Here is a 17,749-nt window from a genome sequence, read left to right on the forward strand (position 1 = left end):
CTCCATGTCTTACGAACCGCTGCACCATAAGTATCGGCCAAAAAGTTTTGCTGAACTGGTGGGTCAGGAAGCGATCGCTACTACCCTAACTAATGCTATTCTTTCAGCAAAAATCGCCCCTGCTTATTTGTTCACTGGCCCCAGAGGTACAGGAAAAACTTCTAGTGCGAGAATTTTGGCTAAATCTCTCAATTGTCTGCAAGGTAACCAACCCACACCCCAACCCTGCGGGGTTTGCGAAATTTGTCAGGGAATTACTAAAGGCTATTCTACAGATGTGATTGAAATTGACGCTGCTAGTAATACTGGTGTTGATAATATTCGGGAACTGATTGAAAGGGCGCAATTTGCTCCCATGCAGTGTCGGTATAAAGTTTATGTCATTGATGAATGCCATATGTTAAGTACCGCAGCCTTCAACGCATTACTTAAAACCCTAGAAGAACCACCTAAGCACGTCGTTTTTGTTCTGGCAACAACTGACCCCCAACGGGTATTACCAACAATTATTTCTCGTTGTCAAAGGTTTGATTTTAGGCGGATTCAACTAGAGTCCATGGTAAAACATCTAACTCACATTGCTTCCCAAGAAAATATTAATATTTCCCATGAATCTTTGACATTGGTAGGACAAATTGCCCAAGGGGGATTAAGAGATGCAGAAAGCTTACTAGATCAATTAGCATTAGTCAATGGAGAAGTGACACCGGATAAAGTTTGGGATTTGGTGGGTTCAGTCAGTGAAAAAGACTTACTGGGACTATTAGAGGCTATTAGTCAAGATCAGGCAGAGATAGTATTAGACTTTACCAGAAAAATCCTAGATAGAGGTAGAGAACCCCTAATAATTCTCCAAAATCTCGCCGCTTTTTACCGGGATTTCCTGATAGCGAAAACCGCCCCCAGTCGTCAAGATTTAGTTACCTGTACCCAGTCAACTTGGACATCATTAGTCAACTTTGCCCAAAAATTTGACACCAGTACCATCCTACTGGGACAACAACACCTGAGAACGGCAGAAGTACAACTAAAAAACACCACTCAACCCCGATTATGGTTAGAAGTAACATTACTGGGATTATTACCCAGTGCCAATATTCAAATCCAAACGGCAAATATTTCCCAGCGAGTTAATACAACTCCTGTAACCCCAGTTTACCCTCCCGTCGCCCCTGCACCGGCATATCCGCCCACAAATCACAATTCACCTGTTAATTTCCCACCACCAGTCCCAGAACCTTTATCCGTACCAGCACCAGTAGAGCCAATTAGAGAAGATTCACAATACGACTTAACACAACTTTGGCAACAAGTGCGTGGACATATTCAACAGCTACCCACCCAGGCACTACTAGGGCAAATGTGCCATTTAATTGAGTTTAACGGTTCTATGGCCCGTGTAGGGGTAAAAGCAGTTTGGTATGACAAAGTGAAATCTTATGTACCTGTGATTACTACAGCATTTAGACAAGCCTTTCAGCAGGAAATACAAGTCACTCTAGAAAAAGCTAATGGCGCAAATGTGATATCAACGAGAAGAAATCCACCGGGGCAAAATTCTCCTCCCGTTCAACAACCACCCCAACAACCACCCCAACAACCACCCCAACCTACATCCCTCCCTCCCACACCACAGCCAGTATCTACAGTATCCACACCACCTCCCGCACCTGTCAAAACTCAGCCAGTTGTCACTAACACAGCACCAACACAAGCTATTTCTTCTCCTACAAAAGTGCAACCACCACCATCAAATTGGGATCACGATGGTGTACTCAAAGCTGCGGAAAGTTTAGCCAAATTCTTTTCTGGAGAAATCATCCGTGTGACAGATGATAGCTTCCATTTAGCTAACTCCGTTACTTCTACGGAAACCCATGAAATATATGAATCTTATGTTGATGATGAATATACTTGAGAAATGCAGTAGGGGATAATTACGTCCTGTTTCCTGTCTGCTTTATTCGAGATTTTGATATTCAGCCATGATCATTTTTCCTTTTTAATAAGGTTCAAATTTTAAATATGTTCCTCCCAGTCCTTCCACAATTATTCTTGTATTAGCGTCCATCATTTTCTGATAGGTGTCTCCGTCAGTCCCCGCTGCACCTAGTCCATGAATATAAAGTGGTCTTTGAAAAACCTTAACATTGGCTGCTGTGGCTAGAGATTCAAGTAAATTAGAGTTAGTTGTTGTATCTGCAAAAATTGTTGGTACGTTAGCTTTTTGAATATCCATAGCGAAATTTTCGACTTCTGTATATGTCAGCTTTTCGATATTTTTGATCTTAGCTAAATTTACAGAATATGGAATATTATAAGCCTTGACGTAATAAATCATTGCTGCGTTGGAAGTGATTAACTTGCGATTTTTAGCAGGAATAGTATCTAGTCTTTTTTTAATCCAATTATCAATTTGATTCATTTCTTGGATGACTTTTTTAGTATTTTTACTATAGATATTTTTATTATTTGGTGCTAATTTAATTAAATTATTATTAATAATCTCTACCATTTTTATGGTATTATTAGGATTATGCCAAATATGGGGTTCTATAAGTTTAATTTTGATTGGATTTTTGACAGCACTTTCAGCAACAGCAATTTTTGGATAAGAGTTTGTATTTGTAGTAGATTTAATGATTTTCATTAAACCTGGTTCAAAATTGTAACCATGATATAAAACCAAATCAGCACTTTCAATAACTCGACTATCTTCCGGTATGGGTTTATAGGTTAAGGGGTTCATACCAGGAGGGATTAAACATATCAGGTTAATTGTATTCCCAGCAACTTGTTTTGTTAAATCACAAATTACGCTATTAGTTGCTACTACTATGGGTAAGTTACTGTTAATAATAGTCGAATTTCTTTGATTATATATTGTACTAATATTTCTATTTCCACAGCCAAATAATCCTAAGATTAAACCGAAAATGGTGGTTTTTAATAAATGGGTAAAATGGGTAGATATTTTTTTTCCTAACATAATTTATTGTCGCTTATAAATATCTGCAAAGTTCCAGAATTTAAACTTACTTTTTCAGAGTTTGATTATCATATCAATTAATTAATAAAGACACAGCAAATCTGTATCTTTATTAATTAGTCTAACTTAATTAAGCCCCAATCATAGGCAATTTACCTTGTAACTTATCTAAATTAGTCTGAACGCAATTAGCGCAACTACAACCAGTTTTTTCTATCACATAATGTGTAATCTTATTTATTTGCGGTATTGTTAAATCAAGATTCGCTTGATTAGATAATAACGCAATTGTATTTGCAGCAGGTGTAGCTTTCAAGGAAGCCTGTGCTGGGTTGACTAGTAATAGCAGAGATGCTAAAAATGCGGGAAAAGCAAGTAAAATCAGTTTGACTATTTTCATAATTCACAGATAAACACTGCTGTTAGTACAGCATAATTAGTCAATTGTCAATTGTCAATTATCAGAGGATTTTCTTACCAGTTAATATTTCTCTTACTTCTAACATGGCCGAATAGGTGGGGAGAATGTGTAAAGTTTCATTTGTTGGTGTATGCTTTAGAGCAGTTGCGATCGCTTTGTGCAAATCTGACTCTACAATCAGGTTAATATTACTCTCCACAGATTCTTGACTATAACGCAAACGTAAGGCCATATCATACACACGGTCGCCACTCACAATCAATGTTCCTCCCCGTGCTACCAACTTTTCCGTATCCACGTCCCAAATCCATGATACATCAGTACCATCGGGGGTTCTGTCATTCAAGACCAATAAAGTAGTTTTATCGGTACTTTGAGTAACGACGCGAATAGTTTCGTTTGTACCTACGGGATTTTTAGATAATAGAATCCGTACTCGTTTACCGTCAATAACTAAATCTTCAGCGCGACCAAAAGCGGCTTGAAAATCGTTAATTGTATCTCTGATAATAACATCATCAATTCCTAATTCTTTTGCTGCTGTAACTGCGGCCAAAGTATTATATTTATTGTACAAACCGACAAGAATTTGTGGCCAGTTGCGACTTAATAATGCGGGTTGACCTTTAGTAAAACCACAACTAGGACAAGTAAAATCTCCCAAATGGGATAAATAAACCCCTTGATAGTCTAAAGCATGGCCGCATCTAGGACAATAGATAGAATCAACAGCGTGAGGAATAGCTTCTAAATAATTTTCTGGTTCATTTAAACCAAAAAATAAGACTCTTTGTGGTAACTGTTGACCCAAATATGATAAAGTTGGATCATCAGCATTGGGAATAACTACGGTTGTTTCTGGTAAAGTCGAAATTACCTTGGTCCACCGCTTACTAATACTATCTACTTCTCCATATCTATCTAATTGGTCGCGGAACAGATTTAAACAGAGAATAATTCGAGGTTGTAGCGGTTTCAAAACCTTGGGAACTATATTTTCATCGACTTCTAAAATTGCATAATCTATATTTAACTTTCCCAACAGATTAGCATTGTCTATCAAAGCAGTTGCTAAACCGTTTTCCAGATTCGCGCCTGTAGAATTATGGGCAATACGAAACCCCTTTCGTTGTAAAATGGTGCATAACAGCAAAGCAGTAGTAGTTTTTCCATTTGTTCCCGCAATAATAATTACCCCGTGTTTAACTTGCTGACTCAATAATTGCAAAATTCGGGGTTCTATACGTCGCGCAATAGCACCTGGTAAAACACTAGCAGCACCAAGACGCAGTGACCTGACCAAAAACGTCACGCTTTTGGCTATTGATACCGCAAAACCTAAGGTAATTCTACTGATAAATTTTATTTTTTTACCCACAGTCATGATTTATTAATAACGTGATCATTGTCAAAAGCATTTGAAACTGTAAATTTAACTAACTATAACGATTTTGAATGAGTATGTGTATCCGTAGACATAACATCTTTATTTTCTCTTCCTCCATGATCTCTGTGTCTGGTGTGGTTCATTAAAAAAATCAAATAGGATTATTATAGAGAAGATAGCATCAAAAGGAGACAAGGAGACGGGAAATAGGGAAACAAGAAAAGATGATTTTTTTCAATGACCACTGACAACTGACAACTGACAACTGACAACTGACAACTGACAACTGACAAATACAAGGTTTCTGTGAATGAATATAATAAAGTGGCTTTTTTTACAAACTCAAATAATCACCAACTGGAGACGGTTAATATCTAAATGCTTATTGCTGCTTCCTTTGCTATTCATAATTAGTATACAGCCCGCAATGGCAGGTATTAAAGATGATCGTTATGATGGTAATATTTTTGTAATTTATGCTGGTAATGGTTCTTTAGTTCCTGCCAAAGAAACACTAGCACAGACATTAGCAGAACACAAACCAGCCCTAGTGACATTTTACATTGATGATAGTAGCGATTGCAAGAAATATGCCCAAGTTGTTTCCGAGGTACAAGCATTCTATGGACGCGCAGCGGAGATTATTCCTATCAGTGTTGATACCATTTTAGCTGACAAGACCTATCAACCGACAGAACCAGGATATTATTATTCAGGGGGTGTTCCTCAAGTTGTAGTTTTTGACCAGTCGGGTAAAGTAGTCTTGAACAAAAAAGGTCAAGTACCTTTTGAAGAAATAGATGACAAATTTAGAGAAATATTTGATTTATTACCTCGCACTGAGTCAGTCGAGTTAAAACCACGTTCTGCTAAACAGTTTAGTAGTCAGTTAGAAGATCAATAATAGTTCTTAATGTATCGCCATTCTCGACTAGAATTACCTTAACCTGGTATTAAGGTCATTTGTAAGGCGATTAAGGCAGGTTACGATATTATGGCTTATTCTTGGTTTAAAGCATTTCATATTATTGGCTTTGTGGTTTGGTTCGCGGGGTTATTTTACCTAGTTCGGTTATTTATCTACCACGTTGAAGCCAACCAAGAACCAGAACCAGCAAGAACGATACTGAAAAACCAGTATCAAATCATGGAAAAGCGTCTTTATGATATTATAACTACCCCTGGAATGTTAGTAACAGTAGCGATGGCTATTGGTATCTTATCTACAAACATGGATATTTTACAAGAACCCTGGCTACATTTCAAATTAGCATTTGTAGCTGTTTTAATTGGCTATCATCATTATTGTGGTAGACTCATGAAGCAGTTAGCAGCAGATGAATGTAAATGGAGTGGTCAAAGTTTACGCGCTTTGAATGAAGCACCAACGCTTTTACTAGTTGTAATTGTCATGTTGGCTATATTCAAGAATAACTTACCCACCGACATGACAGCCTGGTTAATTTTTGGTTTAGTAGTGTTCATGGCTGTGAGTATTCAACTTTACGCTAAAATCCGTAGACGCAATAAAGAGAAGCTAACAGCAGAATTAAATCAAGTTCCCCAAGGGTAATAGTATATAGTATATTGATTTGCGCCTGGGTGGGAAACAAAAAACGATTTACCTGAAAATGGCTGTAACTACTTACTGTAATCGAACAGTTCCAGCTTGACAATCCCGTAACCATAGTTTAACACCTTGAGCGATCGCACCATAACTACTATTTCTGGGTGGTGCGATAGGAGGTTTAACTGGATACTCACTGGTTTGAGAAAACATCATAACCACACTCCAACCAGTGTTAGTTTTTGTCAAAAATAGCCTGTGAAATTCTTGTAATTCTACAGGTTTCTTATTAAGATATTTTCTCTCTAAGGTTGTAAAGAAAACCTGTTCTACTCCTTCCGTGTTATAGTTATTCCCATGATCAATACCAGGATTTAATGGTAAAGATTCAAACTCTGGTTTCCCCGCAGCCAATATATAGGAAAAAGTATCAATACTCCTTTTCAGACGACGCGCACGTTGCGTGACACGGTTAGCATAACCAGGTAAATCTAACATTAATTGAGTTGTTAAAGTTTCTAAACTTTGTTGAGAACAGGAGTTAGTAACTTGGGGACTTACAGATTTAGGAGTGATAGTTTTCGCAATTAGAGGATAATAAAATCCAGGAGCAATAAATAACCATAAATTACAGGCTATTAAATATAAGCACCAAAAACCAGGAGAGAAATTGATTTCGTTCTTCCTTGTTCTTTTTTCCTCTTCAACTTCTAAACTCCAGTCAAGGTTTAGCATTGCTCGTTTTTGTCATCATATAAATTGTAAATAATAGCATTTCCCATCCTCATAGCTACAGCAATTAGGAATGAAACGCAGATAAACGCAGATAAACGCAGATGATTTTGTACCTCCACAACTTAGCGAATAATTCCCACTCCCAAGAAAAGCCCAAAAAATACTATCAAGGGGGTTGACAATTGATTTTGAATTTGTTATGATGGAATAGACGAGGAAGAACTATCTTGATAACCAAAGTTTTCTTTAGTCAAGAGGCCTTTGGTTTTTGGTAGGAAAAGTATTTAACTCCTCAACAACCAGATTCCAGGCTAACTCAGGTTCAGCAGCCGCAGTAATAGGACGACCGATAACGAGATAATCTGCACCCGCTGTGATAGCTTGGGAAGGAGTGAGCGATCGCTTTTGATCGCCTTTATCAGACCAAGTAGGCCGCACCCCTGGACAAACGAGCAAAAAGTCATTTTTACAAGTTTCTCTTAATTGTTGCACCTCCTGGGGAGAACAAACCGCCCCATTCAACCCTGACTTTTCAGCTAAAAGTGCCATTTCCAGAGCAAATTCTGGTAATTCCAGGGGAATTTTCAAATCAAACGCCAATTGTCGTGGGGAAATACTGGTTAACAACGTAATAGCGATTAATTGCGGAGGTTTTGTTCCGGCCTTTTCCGCTCCAATTTTCACAGCTTCCGCAGCCGCTTTGAGAGCATCACTACCACAAGTTGCGTGAATTGTCAATAAATCCACCCCATAACCAGCAGCAGCGCGACAAGCACCAGCGACAGTGTTGGGGATATCGTGAAATTTCAAGTCGAGGAAAATACGTTTTTGACGAGATTTGAGGATATCGAGAATTTTCGGACCTGTGCTGGTAAACAACTCCAAACCAACTTTCCAGAAAGTGACTTGAGGAAGTTTATTAATGAGAGCGATCGCGCTATCTAAATCTGATACATCTAAAGGTACAATAATTTTTTCATCATTCATAATTCTGATTATTACTTATTACATATTATCCAATTTATTATACTTCAATAGCGATGTTTAATATGACTACTTTTGAGTAGTTTAACAATTAGACTTACTTAAATAAAGCCTATAAGTGTTTAATAACATATAAATACTGTGTAATAGAGTACAACAAAAATTTTACTCTTAAGCCTGTTATTTCCTTAATTTATAAGTTTAAATTATAGATAATTGGAAAATAGTTTAAATATTTCTATTCTGGAAAAATTAATATAACTTCATATTTATATTTTCTTAATATTTTATTGAGAATAATTTCTATTTATCAACGATCTTGCAATAGTTTCAGCGATTTGGTAAAATTTCAAAATCTAGGCGTAGTATATCAATTTTCTAAAATTGCAGGAAGTAGAATCTGGAAATCCTTTATTGATAGGTATTTGAGAAATAGGGAAAGTGAGGACGGGGAAAATATTCAGGAGTGATAGAGAATCTTTCGGACAAATTTAGAAATACCTTGATGTACTTTTGTAAAGCAAAGTCAGGGGTGGGTTGACAAAATAGACAGTTTATGATATGGCGATTAGCAAAAATATTTGCTAATATATCGTATAATAATATTATTTATATTCTTCATCTGCATTGGAATCAATGAATCAATTTTATCATCTTGTAGGAGATCACACCATAACTAATGAAATCTATAGATGAAATTCGTGAACAACTTCAGTCAGGAAATTTTGAATTTACTCGTCACGGATTAAAACGTTTAGTTGAAAGAAATATCAGTCGCTCGGAAATAATGGAAACAGGAGATAATGCAATTATTATTGAAGATTATCCTGATGATAAATACTCTCCTAGCTGTTTAATTTTAGGATTGACAATTAATAATCGTCCTTTACATTTACAGGTATCAAGACGAGAATCTGATATGTTAACTATTATTACTTTATATGAGCCTGAGCAAACAGAATGGATTAATTATTCCCAAAGGAGGTTATAATGCTAAGTTGTCATATTTGTGGTTCAGATAAATTTACTGAAGAATTAGTTAATGAAACTTTTGAAATCGAAGGTAAACTAATGTTAGTTGAGGGTATTCCCGCTAAAGTTTGTTCTCGTTGTGGGGAAGTAACATTTAGTAGTGAAACTGCTGAAAATATTCGTTTAATGTTGAATAGTAATCAAAAATCCCAGAGAAAAATTGAGATTGATGTTTTTGCTTTTTCTGCTTAATTGATAGCTTGAGTGAGTCAGGTTGTCAGGTTTAGAAATGTTGGGTTTCGTTACCTCAACCCAACCTACAATTGATTTAGTCTAATATCACGAAGCTCAGAAATAACCTGAGAATTGTTTTTATAAAATTCTATGAGAATATTTGTATCACATAAAATCATTTTATTTCTTGTCTCCATGCTTCTTGACGAATGGAATCAGTAGTAATATTTCTATATTCCCATATCCCTGCAAAGGAGAAAAAATCTTGCTCATCATCAGATATATTGGTGTTATCTTCTATGACTTCTACAGAGTTCACAAAATCTAAAGCAGAAATAATTTTTAATAGCATTTATGCTTTTTCTTTATCAGCAATTTGAATGATTAATTGTTGCATATTTGTTTGTTGGTATAATATTACTTATAATTTTACAACTATTTTTGTTTAGTTTAGCAAAAATTATCAAAAATTATCAAATAAATTGTAACCTGATAAGTCAGTAATAATATGATATAATATTGTAATTATCTTAAAATCAAGTAAAGGTAACATCATGAAACTAAAAATTATCGTACATGAAGCAGAAGAAGGTGGATATTGGGGAGAAGTTCCTTCTCTTCCTGGTTGTGCTACTCAAGGAGACTCTTTTGAAGAACTTTTACATAATTTGTATGAAGCAATTGCAGGATATTTGTCAGTGGATTATATTCAGCTATAATTGTATTCTTATCTATTTGAGGTCAAACAATGAAAGCTTTTGAAGTCATGGGAAAATTTGATGAAAAAGGTCAATTATTATTAGATAAACCTTTAGAAATTCATGCACTTAAACAAGTCAGAGTCATTATCCTTGTACCAGATGAAACTGAATCTGATTCTGATTCTGATGATACCTCTGTTATGGAAATTAAGGAATTATAGTTATAATAGATGGGATGGAAATTGTTTTTGACAATCATCATCCTCAAGGAATAGCAAAAGTAGAATGGTTAGGTAATTTTCAATTTTTTGGTAAGATTCATTTAGGACAAGAATTAATAGTTACTGAAGAAAACTTTTAATAAATATTCAGGAGAATTGAGGAGAAGATTATGCTAGATGTAACTACAACTAATGGTAATAAAAATAGTCAAGAATATCTCTATGACTTATTAACCAAAATTAAACAACGCCCAGGAATGTATTTATGAAAAGTATCTATAACTCGGTTAAAAATGTTATTAATGGGGTATAGTATGTCCAGAGGTGAGTTAGGTTTACAACTAACACAACAGGAAAAACAATTTGCTCAATTTCAGAAATGGATACAAGGGAAATATCAAATTAATTCTGCTGAAGGTTGGGAAAGTATTATTTTGTCTCAAGTAGAGGATGAAAAATTAGCTTTTGATTTATTTTTTCAGTTGTGGGAACAGTTTAAGAATCAAGTTACAAGTATTGATCATGTTGTCAAAATTTGATATCAATGTTGGGTTTCGTTTCCTCAACCCAACCTACTTGCTGGGAAAGGCTATATCATCTACAACTAGTATGTTCAATTTGGCAATTTTTAAATATCTGATGTATAATTAGATATATCTTAGTAAAAATCACTCCATGTAATTAAATGCTATGGAAACAATAACTTTAAGTTCTCATGTTGGTGAAGATGGAATATTACATTTAGATATTCCTGTAAATATTGTTAATGTTGATTTAACTATTACTATTATTTTAAAGCCTAGTGATAATTTTCTGCAGGAAAATAAACCCAAAGGAAAAGGTTGGCCAGCTAATTTTTTTGAGGAAACTTCAGGATGTTTAAAAGATACTCCTTTAACTATAGATTCTGAAGGTGTTTTTGATGATTTAGAGGAGTTTAAATTATCATGAAATATTTGTTAGATACGAATTTACCTACTATCTCTGTTTCCAAAATTTAATAGTTTTATCTTTGCTACCACTAATTAATATTTGAGTATCTGGAATAAAAGCAAGAGATGTAACAGCACTATCATGTTGCGTTGTTTTATCAAAAGGAAGTAACTTTTTATTAGTAAAATCCCAAATTTTAATATAACCTCTATTATCACCACTGGCTAATAACTTACCATCTGAACTGAATACAATTGTGTTAATTGTATCATTACCTACATCACTAGAATTTTCTTCTTCTAGAATACCTACTTCCTCACCTGAAAGATTCCATAATTTTATTTTATAATCATCCTCACCCACACTTGCTAAAATTTTACCATCAGGATTAAATGCTAATGAATTAATCTTCATACCATTTTTTATTTTGTGAGCATTCTGAATTTTACGTTTTTCATATATAGTTAAATCTACTATTTCCCAAAAATATATATTTCCTTCACTATCGGAACTCGCAAAAGTTTTATTATCGCTACTAATTGCAATTGATGTTATTTGTTTATTACTCCAGTGGTTTTGATTAGCAATATTTTCTTGTGTTTTGCAATTAAACAATTTTATACTTCCATCTTTACAACCGCAAATAATTAAATCTTTATTTATAAATGATAAGGAAGTAATTATATTATGGTTAATATTTTCTATTAATATTGAATATTTTTCTTTGCAATTATGATCATATATTTTAATGTAGTTACTGTTTGTTTTTACTATCTCCGTTGCTATATAATCGTTTTGACTAATTGATATAGGACTTTGATTACATTCTCTAAAGTCTAATATTTTTCCTCCAACAACAGGAATTTTATTGATTAGTTTTGAGGGAAAAGTTTGATGTTTCTTTTCTAATTTATATTTATCATTGTACTTTATATCTTCTCTATTTGTAGCATCAAACGGAACTATAGCTAATGTTTGCCAAATATCATCGAATCTTACAGCTAAAAAATCACCTTGATCAGAAATATCAAAATCATATATTTCGTGATCAAGATTTATTTGATATGATAGTTTCCATATTTTCTGAGAACTGTCATCAATTTTTGGAGAATCTGTGTAAGGTTCTTGAATAATTAATTCAAAACATTCTGATTCTGATGGTTTTTCAAAACTTTGTGACTGTGAAGGAATTGTTGCTTTTGGATAACTCCATTCCCAAAATGTTTGATAAGGCTGTTTAATGTCATTATGAATTTTAGCAAAAATGTCTTCAGACACTTTGACTTCTGTTAATTTACCTTTAAAGACAACACCTTCAATAAATGGAATTTCTCTACCAAAAGAATCTTTAATTTTACCATTTCCTTCTATTCCTATATCTTCATAAGTTGTTTCAAGCACACGAAATACTAACGTTAAATTACCCACAGCAGAATTATGGATTTGACGATATATTGCTTTTCTAGCTTCTGTTATCTTTCCTCCTGCAACAAACGCAAGTAAACTAGATACCCTAGCATCACACATAAAATCAGGAGCAACTATTGTTGTAAATCCCAGATTTTGACTACGACTAACCAGGAAAACCCAACCCTCTATTTTTTCTATGATATCTGTTGTCATAATTTCATCTCTTGATTTAATTTAATTAATTTAATTAATTTAATTGGTTAACTTAGAATAGGGATGTTCATATTCTAATTTATTTACAAGCAACAAGAAACAACTAATAGAGTAGTCTAAAGCAGTTCTTTCACTTTCAATTTTTACTAAAGCCTCTGCTTTTTTAGCTTTTAATTGTTCTGTTCTTTCTTTAGCTGCGGCTTCTTTATTGTCTACAGATGTTTGCAATTCTTGATCAATAAAATTAATAATGTCTGTAAGTATTTCCTTAGAAAATTGAAATTGGGGAGGTAATTTGGGTGCTACTGTTTCCAGTATTGTTTTAGCAGTTGTACCAAAATATTTTTTGAGCTTATCCCATAAGGTTAAATTAGCTTTAACTTCTTCAATCGGTTCTTGAGACTTTTTATTTTCCTCATTGATAATTTTCTTCAACTGTTCCTTTAGCTTATCAGGTAGAATACAAGCTATAGGTAATTCTATATTATAAGGTTTAGGTAGTTTTCCTGTTTTTCTCATACTACCATCGCTTTGTTGTTCTGCAAAACCTTTACCAACTGAACTAACAGGAATTAATCGAACAACACCTTTATTATCATCATTTCTATTATTTTCATTATTAATATCACTGTTATTACTTCGATTATTAATAATATTGTGGAATGCCTCTATTTTTCGCAAATGATTTCTAACTTCTTCTAGGGTGTATTCACCTTCTATTAAATCCCATTTACTAATAATAAAATGAATAGATTTATCTGTATTTTGCATTAAATCTAATACATTTGCTAAGTCTCTAACTACCCATCTTATACCTGACCTTTCATTCTTGATATATGAAAGTAACCGCGAACCATCTATTAAACCTAATAAAACATCTGCATTTTTTATTGTTTCATTAAATTTTTCAATATATGTAGGATCATCTTTGTGATCTGTTAGTATTTCACCTGCATAATCTGTATACTGAAATTGACAAGCTGAATAAGTACCTTTCGGAGTCTGTATTTTACAAGTAAATGTCCAATTAGATATATTTCCAAGTTGTGTTGGTTCTGGCCATGTTTCCTCAGTAGCAACTTCTGTATAAATCTGATTCAAAATTGTTCGTTCAGCATTATCTACCGCTAAAAAAAATCCTGATTCTCCCTGTGTTGAGAGTTTATGATACATACTTGCTAAAAACACAGTTTTACCTGAACCAGATGGACCCAAAATAACTACATTATAAGTTGGTAGCATTGTCTCTAAGTATCAATACAGTAAGTTTTCGATTTTTTACCCTGCTTTATTATGTATCATCTTTTTTTATCATCCAAAAGACTATTTAAGACTGTGTTTTGTAACGAACTATTAAAAAAATGTATTAAAATAGCTTACAATGATGCGTAAGAATACGCTATAATTGCTGAGAACCTTATCATGACCTGATTTTATGGATGTTGCAGAAATTTTACAATTTGCAGATCAATTGATCTTAAATAAGACAGGAAAACGTTTAGATGATCTGCAAAAAACTGTAATTACAGGAGTTTATGATGGCAAAACTTATGAGACAATAGCGGATGAATGTCATCGCAGCGAAAGTCGCGTTAGAAGTGTTGGACGTAAACTATGGCAAATTTTATCGGAATCTTTAGGAGAAGATGTTAATAAGCATAATTTTTGTTGGACTATAGAAAGAGTTATAAATAATTCTCAGTTTTATAATTTTGGTAATAATCAGATAAATTATTGTCATAATGATAATAATGAATCTTCTAAAAATACAGAACAAGGTATTAAGAATCAACTCTATTATGATTTAACTATTGCTCCTAAAATTAATCGTTTTTGCGATCGCATTTCCGAAATTGATACTTTATTTAATTGGATTTTAAACCAAACTACTAATTTAATCTCCATCTTAGGATTATCCGGTATTGGTAAAACCACCCTCGTTAAAAGATTCATAGACTTACATCAACAAAAGTTTGAAGTTATTATTTGGAGAAGTTTAAAATTTCCCAAATCCCTAAATTTACTAATTAACGACTTATTAAATACTTGTCAACAAGAACCCAAAGCAACTATAAATGATAAATTAAAACAATTATTTGATATTCTCACAAATAAAAAATGTTTAATTATTCTTGATGATGTACAAAATATCTTTACTCCTCATCAATTTGCGGGAAAATATCAACCAGAATATCAAGACTATCAAACCTTATTCAAAATGATTACAGAAACCCAACATCAAAGTCATGTAATCTTAATCAGTCAAGAACAATGTCCAGAAATGGAATCTTTAGATGAAGAATTATATCCTATTAAGTCTTTAGAACTATCAGGACTAGAAAATATAGATATTCTCAAAAATACCGGATTAAAAGATGAAGATACTTGGTTAAATTTAATGATATTATATACAGGTCATCCATTGTTTCTAAAAACTATTACCATCTCAATTAAAAAGATTTTTAATGGTAAAGTTAGTGAATTTTTAGCAGAAAATGAATTAGTAATTACTCAAGAAATGCAATCTTTATTTAGCCAAATATTTAACAAAATATCACCCATTGAACAACAAATTATTTTAGCATTGAGTAAATGTAATCAACCTGTATCTAGAGAATATCTAAAAATTACCTTAGAATTATCTTCTACTAATTTTATTAATGGGTTAGAATCTCTACAAAAAAGGTATTTAATTCAGAAAATTACAGGGTATAACATATTGTTTGATTTATCTCCAATTTTCAGGGAATATGTCAGAAATTTTTGTCAAAATTACAGGACTTAAGCAAAATATTCCTCAAACCCTCATTTCTCTGTGTTCTCTGTGCCTCTGTGGTTCGTTATTCAGTGAATCGTGCGTAAGTCCTAGATTAGTCAAAATTAATTTACAGCAGTAGCAGTTTAGGTAATGTTTGGGGAATAAATCTGCTATTTTGATTTATTTGTTTGATTTATTTGATTTAAACCTACATCATACCAGCTTTTAAAATCTGATTTGCAGTTAAATTTAATTCGGGAAAAGTTTGAGAAATAACCTGTTCATCATCTCTAAATCTACTGATTTGATATTCTCCATCTACCAAATTACAAACAGAAATAGTAGGTTGTTTAGGATTACCAATAAAATTACGTCCTCCTAAAGCTGCATAATCTATAATCCAATATTCAGCAATACCCATTTCCTCATAATCAGCATACTTTAAATGGTAATCATCACGCCAATTAGTGGAAACAATTTCGATGATTAATGATATGGAAGCCCCATTACTGATAACTGATTGTTTTTTCCATAATTGTTCATTAGCTAAATTCCCACGATTTAAAACCAACAAATCGGGAAAATAACCACAATCTTTACCTTCTGGTCTAACTATAACTTGATTAGGTATCACATAAGATAATCCCATTCGTTTAATTTCAAAGGGAATTTCTACACCTAAAAACCCTTTAACCTCTTCATGATCTCCCACTGGTTGGGCTATTTTAACAATTTCTCCACGATGTAATTCATAACGTATATCGGAATTGTCAGGAAGCCAGTTAACAAATTCCTCGAATGTAACAATTTTAGTTAAGGTTTGAATCATGACTTTTAAGAATTACTGATAATGACAACATTATAACTGGCAGATTGGTAGGGTGCTTTGCTACTGTATAAATCCTGCAAATAAATAGATTTTCCATATCTGACGCACCCTACAACTCTGTACGGACAAACAGCTGTAGGGGCGAACGGCCGTTCGCTCCTACTTTACTAACCGTATAAAATTCTTCTTACCCACCTGTAACACTTTATTATATAAATCATCAGGCTGAGAAAAACTTAAATCCGCATCATTAATCTTATCACCATCTATCCTCACTCCACCCTCCTGAATTTTCCTTTTACCTTCGGCGGTACTTTTACATAAACCAGTAGCACCCAAAATAAAGGCTAATTTCGCAGGAAATTGAGGAATAGCAGCCACAGAATACTCCGGTAATGATGCTCCATCCCTTCCACCAGTTTTAGCAGCCTCTCTAGCCTCATTAGCTGCCGCTTCACCGTGATATTGACGCACCACTTCCCATGCAAGATACTCCTGGCGATCGCGTGGGTTTTGTGGCAAACTATCTAAAGGTAGATCTGTCAGCAATTCAAAATACTGTGGGAGTAAATTATCTGGTACACCTTGAAGTTTTTGATACTTTTGTGAAGGATGTTCACCCAAACCGACATAATTACTTAAAGATTTAGACATTTTTTGTACACCATCAGTACCAATTAAAATTGGTAATAACAGTCCAAATTGCGGTTTGAGATGAAAATGACGTTGTAGATCTCGCCCGACAGCGATGTTAAATTTTTGATCAGTCCCCCCCAATTCCACATCAGCCTCCACAGCCACGGAATCATAACCTTGCATCAGTGGATACAGGAACTCATGGAGAAAAATGGGACTTTCTTGTTGATAACGTTCTGAAAAACCTTCCTTAGCTAACATTTGTCCTACAGTCATTGTGGAAAGTAGCTCTAAAGTTTTTCCTAAATCCATCTGGGAAAGCCATTGAGAGTTATAACGTACCTCCAACCGACCAGGGGTATCAAAATCCAAAATAGGACGTACTTGGTCAAGGTAAGTTTGAGCGTTTCGTGTCACATCAGCTTCCGTAAGCTGACGACGCACCTCAGATTTACCAGTAGGATCACCAATTCGCGCCGTAAAATCTCCAATAATCAGTACCGCCGTATGACCAGCATCTTGAAAAGCCCGCAATTTCCGTACAGGGATACTATGACCAAGATGAATATCTGCCCCCGTGGGGTCAATACCTAGTTTAATTCTTAAAGGACGGTCAGAATTAAGTAACCGCTTTTCCAGACTTTCCGTGTCATGATCATCGTTATGGGGTTGAGGAAAAATTTCTGCCACACCACGATGCAACCAAGAGAAATTTTGCGTCATACTAAGAAATTCGCCATTAAATATACTTTCGACTGT

Annotated in this window: 21 protein-coding genes; 11 read left to right on the forward strand and 10 right to left on the reverse strand. The window is 34.1% G+C overall.

What is annotated here, in order from left to right; translation table 11 throughout:
* The first annotated feature begins 4 nt into the window (after nt 1–4).
* Nucleotides 5–1,918, forward strand: coding sequence for a DNA polymerase III subunit gamma/tau (locus H6F39_RS08705; RefSeq protein WP_190396556.1), 1,914 nt, complete (start codon nt 5–7; stop codon nt 1,916–1,918).
* Nucleotides 1,919–2,002: 84 nt separating this feature from the next.
* Here H6F39_RS08705 and H6F39_RS08710 read toward each other — a convergent pair whose 3' ends face one another.
* The 3 genes from H6F39_RS08710 to H6F39_RS08720 all read right to left on the reverse strand — a co-directional run bounded on the left by H6F39_RS08710 (nt 2,003) and on the right by H6F39_RS08720 (nt 4,794).
* The gene (locus H6F39_RS08710) at nt 2,003–2,989 is read right to left on the reverse strand and encodes a metal ABC transporter solute-binding protein, Zn/Mn family (protein WP_190396557.1); all 987 of its coding nucleotides are present in this window, start codon (nt 2,987–2,989) and stop codon (nt 2,003–2,005) included.
* A 130-nt stretch (nt 2,990–3,119) separates the two neighbouring features.
* Nucleotides 3,120–3,389, reverse strand: coding sequence for a hypothetical protein (locus H6F39_RS08715; RefSeq protein WP_137907670.1), 270 nt, complete (start codon nt 3,387–3,389; stop codon nt 3,120–3,122).
* Between the two features lie 61 nt (nt 3,390–3,450).
* The gene (locus H6F39_RS08720) at nt 3,451–4,794 is read right to left on the reverse strand and encodes a Mur ligase family protein (RefSeq protein WP_137907671.1); all 1,344 of its coding nucleotides are present in this window, start codon (nt 4,792–4,794) and stop codon (nt 3,451–3,453) included.
* A gap of 313 nt (nt 4,795–5,107) precedes the next feature.
* Here H6F39_RS08720 and H6F39_RS08725 point away from each other — a divergent pair, with 313 nt between their 5' ends.
* Both H6F39_RS08725 and hemJ read left to right on the forward strand, forming a co-directional pair.
* Nucleotides 5,108–5,701, forward strand: a complete 594-nt coding sequence (locus H6F39_RS08725; protein ID WP_137907672.1) for a thylakoid membrane photosystem I accumulation factor — start codon at nt 5,108–5,110, stop codon at nt 5,699–5,701.
* Between the two features lie 90 nt (nt 5,702–5,791).
* Complete coding sequence (gene hemJ, locus H6F39_RS08730; RefSeq protein ID WP_190396558.1) at nt 5,792–6,370, forward strand: protoporphyrinogen oxidase HemJ; 579 nt, start codon at nt 5,792–5,794, stop codon at nt 6,368–6,370.
* 72 nt (nt 6,371–6,442) lie between these two features.
* Here the strand turns inward: hemJ and H6F39_RS08735 are convergent, their stop codons facing one another.
* Complete coding sequence (locus H6F39_RS08735) at nt 6,443–7,099, reverse strand: hypothetical protein (RefSeq protein WP_199290892.1); 657 nt, start codon at nt 7,097–7,099, stop codon at nt 6,443–6,445.
* A gap of 246 nt (nt 7,100–7,345) precedes the next feature.
* Entirely contained in the window at nt 7,346–8,086 is a 741-nt protein-coding gene (pyrF, locus tag H6F39_RS08740; protein WP_190396559.1) for an orotidine-5'-phosphate decarboxylase, read from the reverse strand.
* Between the two features lie 676 nt (nt 8,087–8,762).
* Between pyrF and H6F39_RS08745 the strand changes: the two genes are divergently transcribed.
* Both H6F39_RS08745 and H6F39_RS08750 read left to right on the forward strand, forming a co-directional pair.
* Entirely contained in the window at nt 8,763–9,074 is a 312-nt protein-coding gene (locus H6F39_RS08745) for a DUF4258 domain-containing protein (RefSeq protein ID WP_137907675.1), read from the forward strand.
* Complete coding sequence (locus tag H6F39_RS08750) at nt 9,074–9,307, forward strand: YgiT-type zinc finger protein (RefSeq protein ID WP_028088778.1); 234 nt, start codon at nt 9,074–9,076, stop codon at nt 9,305–9,307. The genes H6F39_RS08745 and H6F39_RS08750 overlap by 1 nt, the downstream gene beginning before the upstream one ends.
* A gap of 157 nt (nt 9,308–9,464) precedes the next feature.
* Here H6F39_RS08750 and H6F39_RS08755 read toward each other — a convergent pair whose 3' ends face one another.
* Nucleotides 9,465–9,641, reverse strand: a complete 177-nt coding sequence (locus tag H6F39_RS08755; RefSeq protein ID WP_199290893.1) for a hypothetical protein — start codon at nt 9,639–9,641, stop codon at nt 9,465–9,467.
* A gap of 202 nt (nt 9,642–9,843) precedes the next feature.
* On the opposite strand from H6F39_RS08755, the gene H6F39_RS08760 reads away from it, so the two are divergent.
* From H6F39_RS08760 to H6F39_RS08780, 5 genes are all read left to right on the forward strand, one after another.
* Nucleotides 9,844–10,008, forward strand: coding sequence for a type II toxin-antitoxin system HicB family antitoxin (locus H6F39_RS08760; RefSeq protein WP_190371598.1), 165 nt, complete (start codon nt 9,844–9,846; stop codon nt 10,006–10,008).
* Between the two features lie 29 nt (nt 10,009–10,037).
* Complete coding sequence (locus tag H6F39_RS08765; RefSeq protein ID WP_190371597.1) at nt 10,038–10,211, forward strand: hypothetical protein; 174 nt, start codon at nt 10,038–10,040, stop codon at nt 10,209–10,211.
* Between the two features lie 14 nt (nt 10,212–10,225).
* Nucleotides 10,226–10,351, forward strand: coding sequence for a hypothetical protein (locus tag H6F39_RS08770; RefSeq protein ID WP_190371596.1), 126 nt, complete (start codon nt 10,226–10,228; stop codon nt 10,349–10,351).
* A gap of 174 nt (nt 10,352–10,525) precedes the next feature.
* Nucleotides 10,526–10,750, forward strand: coding sequence for a hypothetical protein (locus H6F39_RS20675; RefSeq protein WP_242025918.1), 225 nt, complete (start codon nt 10,526–10,528; stop codon nt 10,748–10,750).
* A 151-nt stretch (nt 10,751–10,901) separates the two neighbouring features.
* On the forward strand, nt 10,902–11,162 hold the full coding sequence (locus H6F39_RS08780) for a hypothetical protein (protein ID WP_190396560.1): 261 nt from the start codon (nt 10,902–10,904) through the stop codon (nt 11,160–11,162).
* A 27-nt stretch (nt 11,163–11,189) separates the two neighbouring features.
* On the opposite strand, the gene H6F39_RS08785 is transcribed toward H6F39_RS08780, so the two are convergent.
* Together H6F39_RS08785 and H6F39_RS08790 are read right to left on the reverse strand one after the other, a co-directional pair.
* Complete coding sequence (locus H6F39_RS08785) at nt 11,190–12,767, reverse strand: WD40 repeat domain-containing protein (RefSeq protein WP_190396561.1); 1,578 nt, start codon at nt 12,765–12,767, stop codon at nt 11,190–11,192.
* Between the two features lie 39 nt (nt 12,768–12,806).
* Entirely contained in the window at nt 12,807–14,009 is a 1,203-nt protein-coding gene (locus H6F39_RS08790; protein WP_199290894.1) for a hypothetical protein, read from the reverse strand.
* A gap of 193 nt (nt 14,010–14,202) precedes the next feature.
* On the opposite strand from H6F39_RS08790, the gene H6F39_RS08795 reads away from it, so the two are divergent.
* Nucleotides 14,203–15,552, forward strand: a complete 1,350-nt coding sequence (locus H6F39_RS08795) for an NB-ARC domain-containing protein (RefSeq protein ID WP_190396562.1) — start codon at nt 14,203–14,205, stop codon at nt 15,550–15,552.
* Nucleotides 15,553–15,733: 181 nt separating this feature from the next.
* Here H6F39_RS08795 and H6F39_RS08800 read toward each other — a convergent pair whose 3' ends face one another.
* A complete protein-coding gene (locus tag H6F39_RS08800) occupies nt 15,734–16,354 on the reverse strand; it encodes a Uma2 family endonuclease (protein ID WP_190396563.1) in 621 nt (206 codons plus the stop codon).
* Between the two features lie 159 nt (nt 16,355–16,513).
* Entirely contained in the window at nt 16,514–17,713 is a 1,200-nt protein-coding gene (tyrS, locus tag H6F39_RS08805) for a tyrosine--tRNA ligase (RefSeq protein WP_190396572.1), read from the reverse strand.
* Nucleotides 17,714–17,749: the final 36 nt, after the last annotated feature.

The sequence above is a fragment of the Dolichospermum sp. FACHB-1250 genome (assembly GCF_014696335.1).
In the GTDB taxonomy this organism is placed as follows: domain Bacteria; phylum Cyanobacteriota; class Cyanobacteriia; order Cyanobacteriales; family Nostocaceae; genus Dolichospermum; species Dolichospermum planctonicum.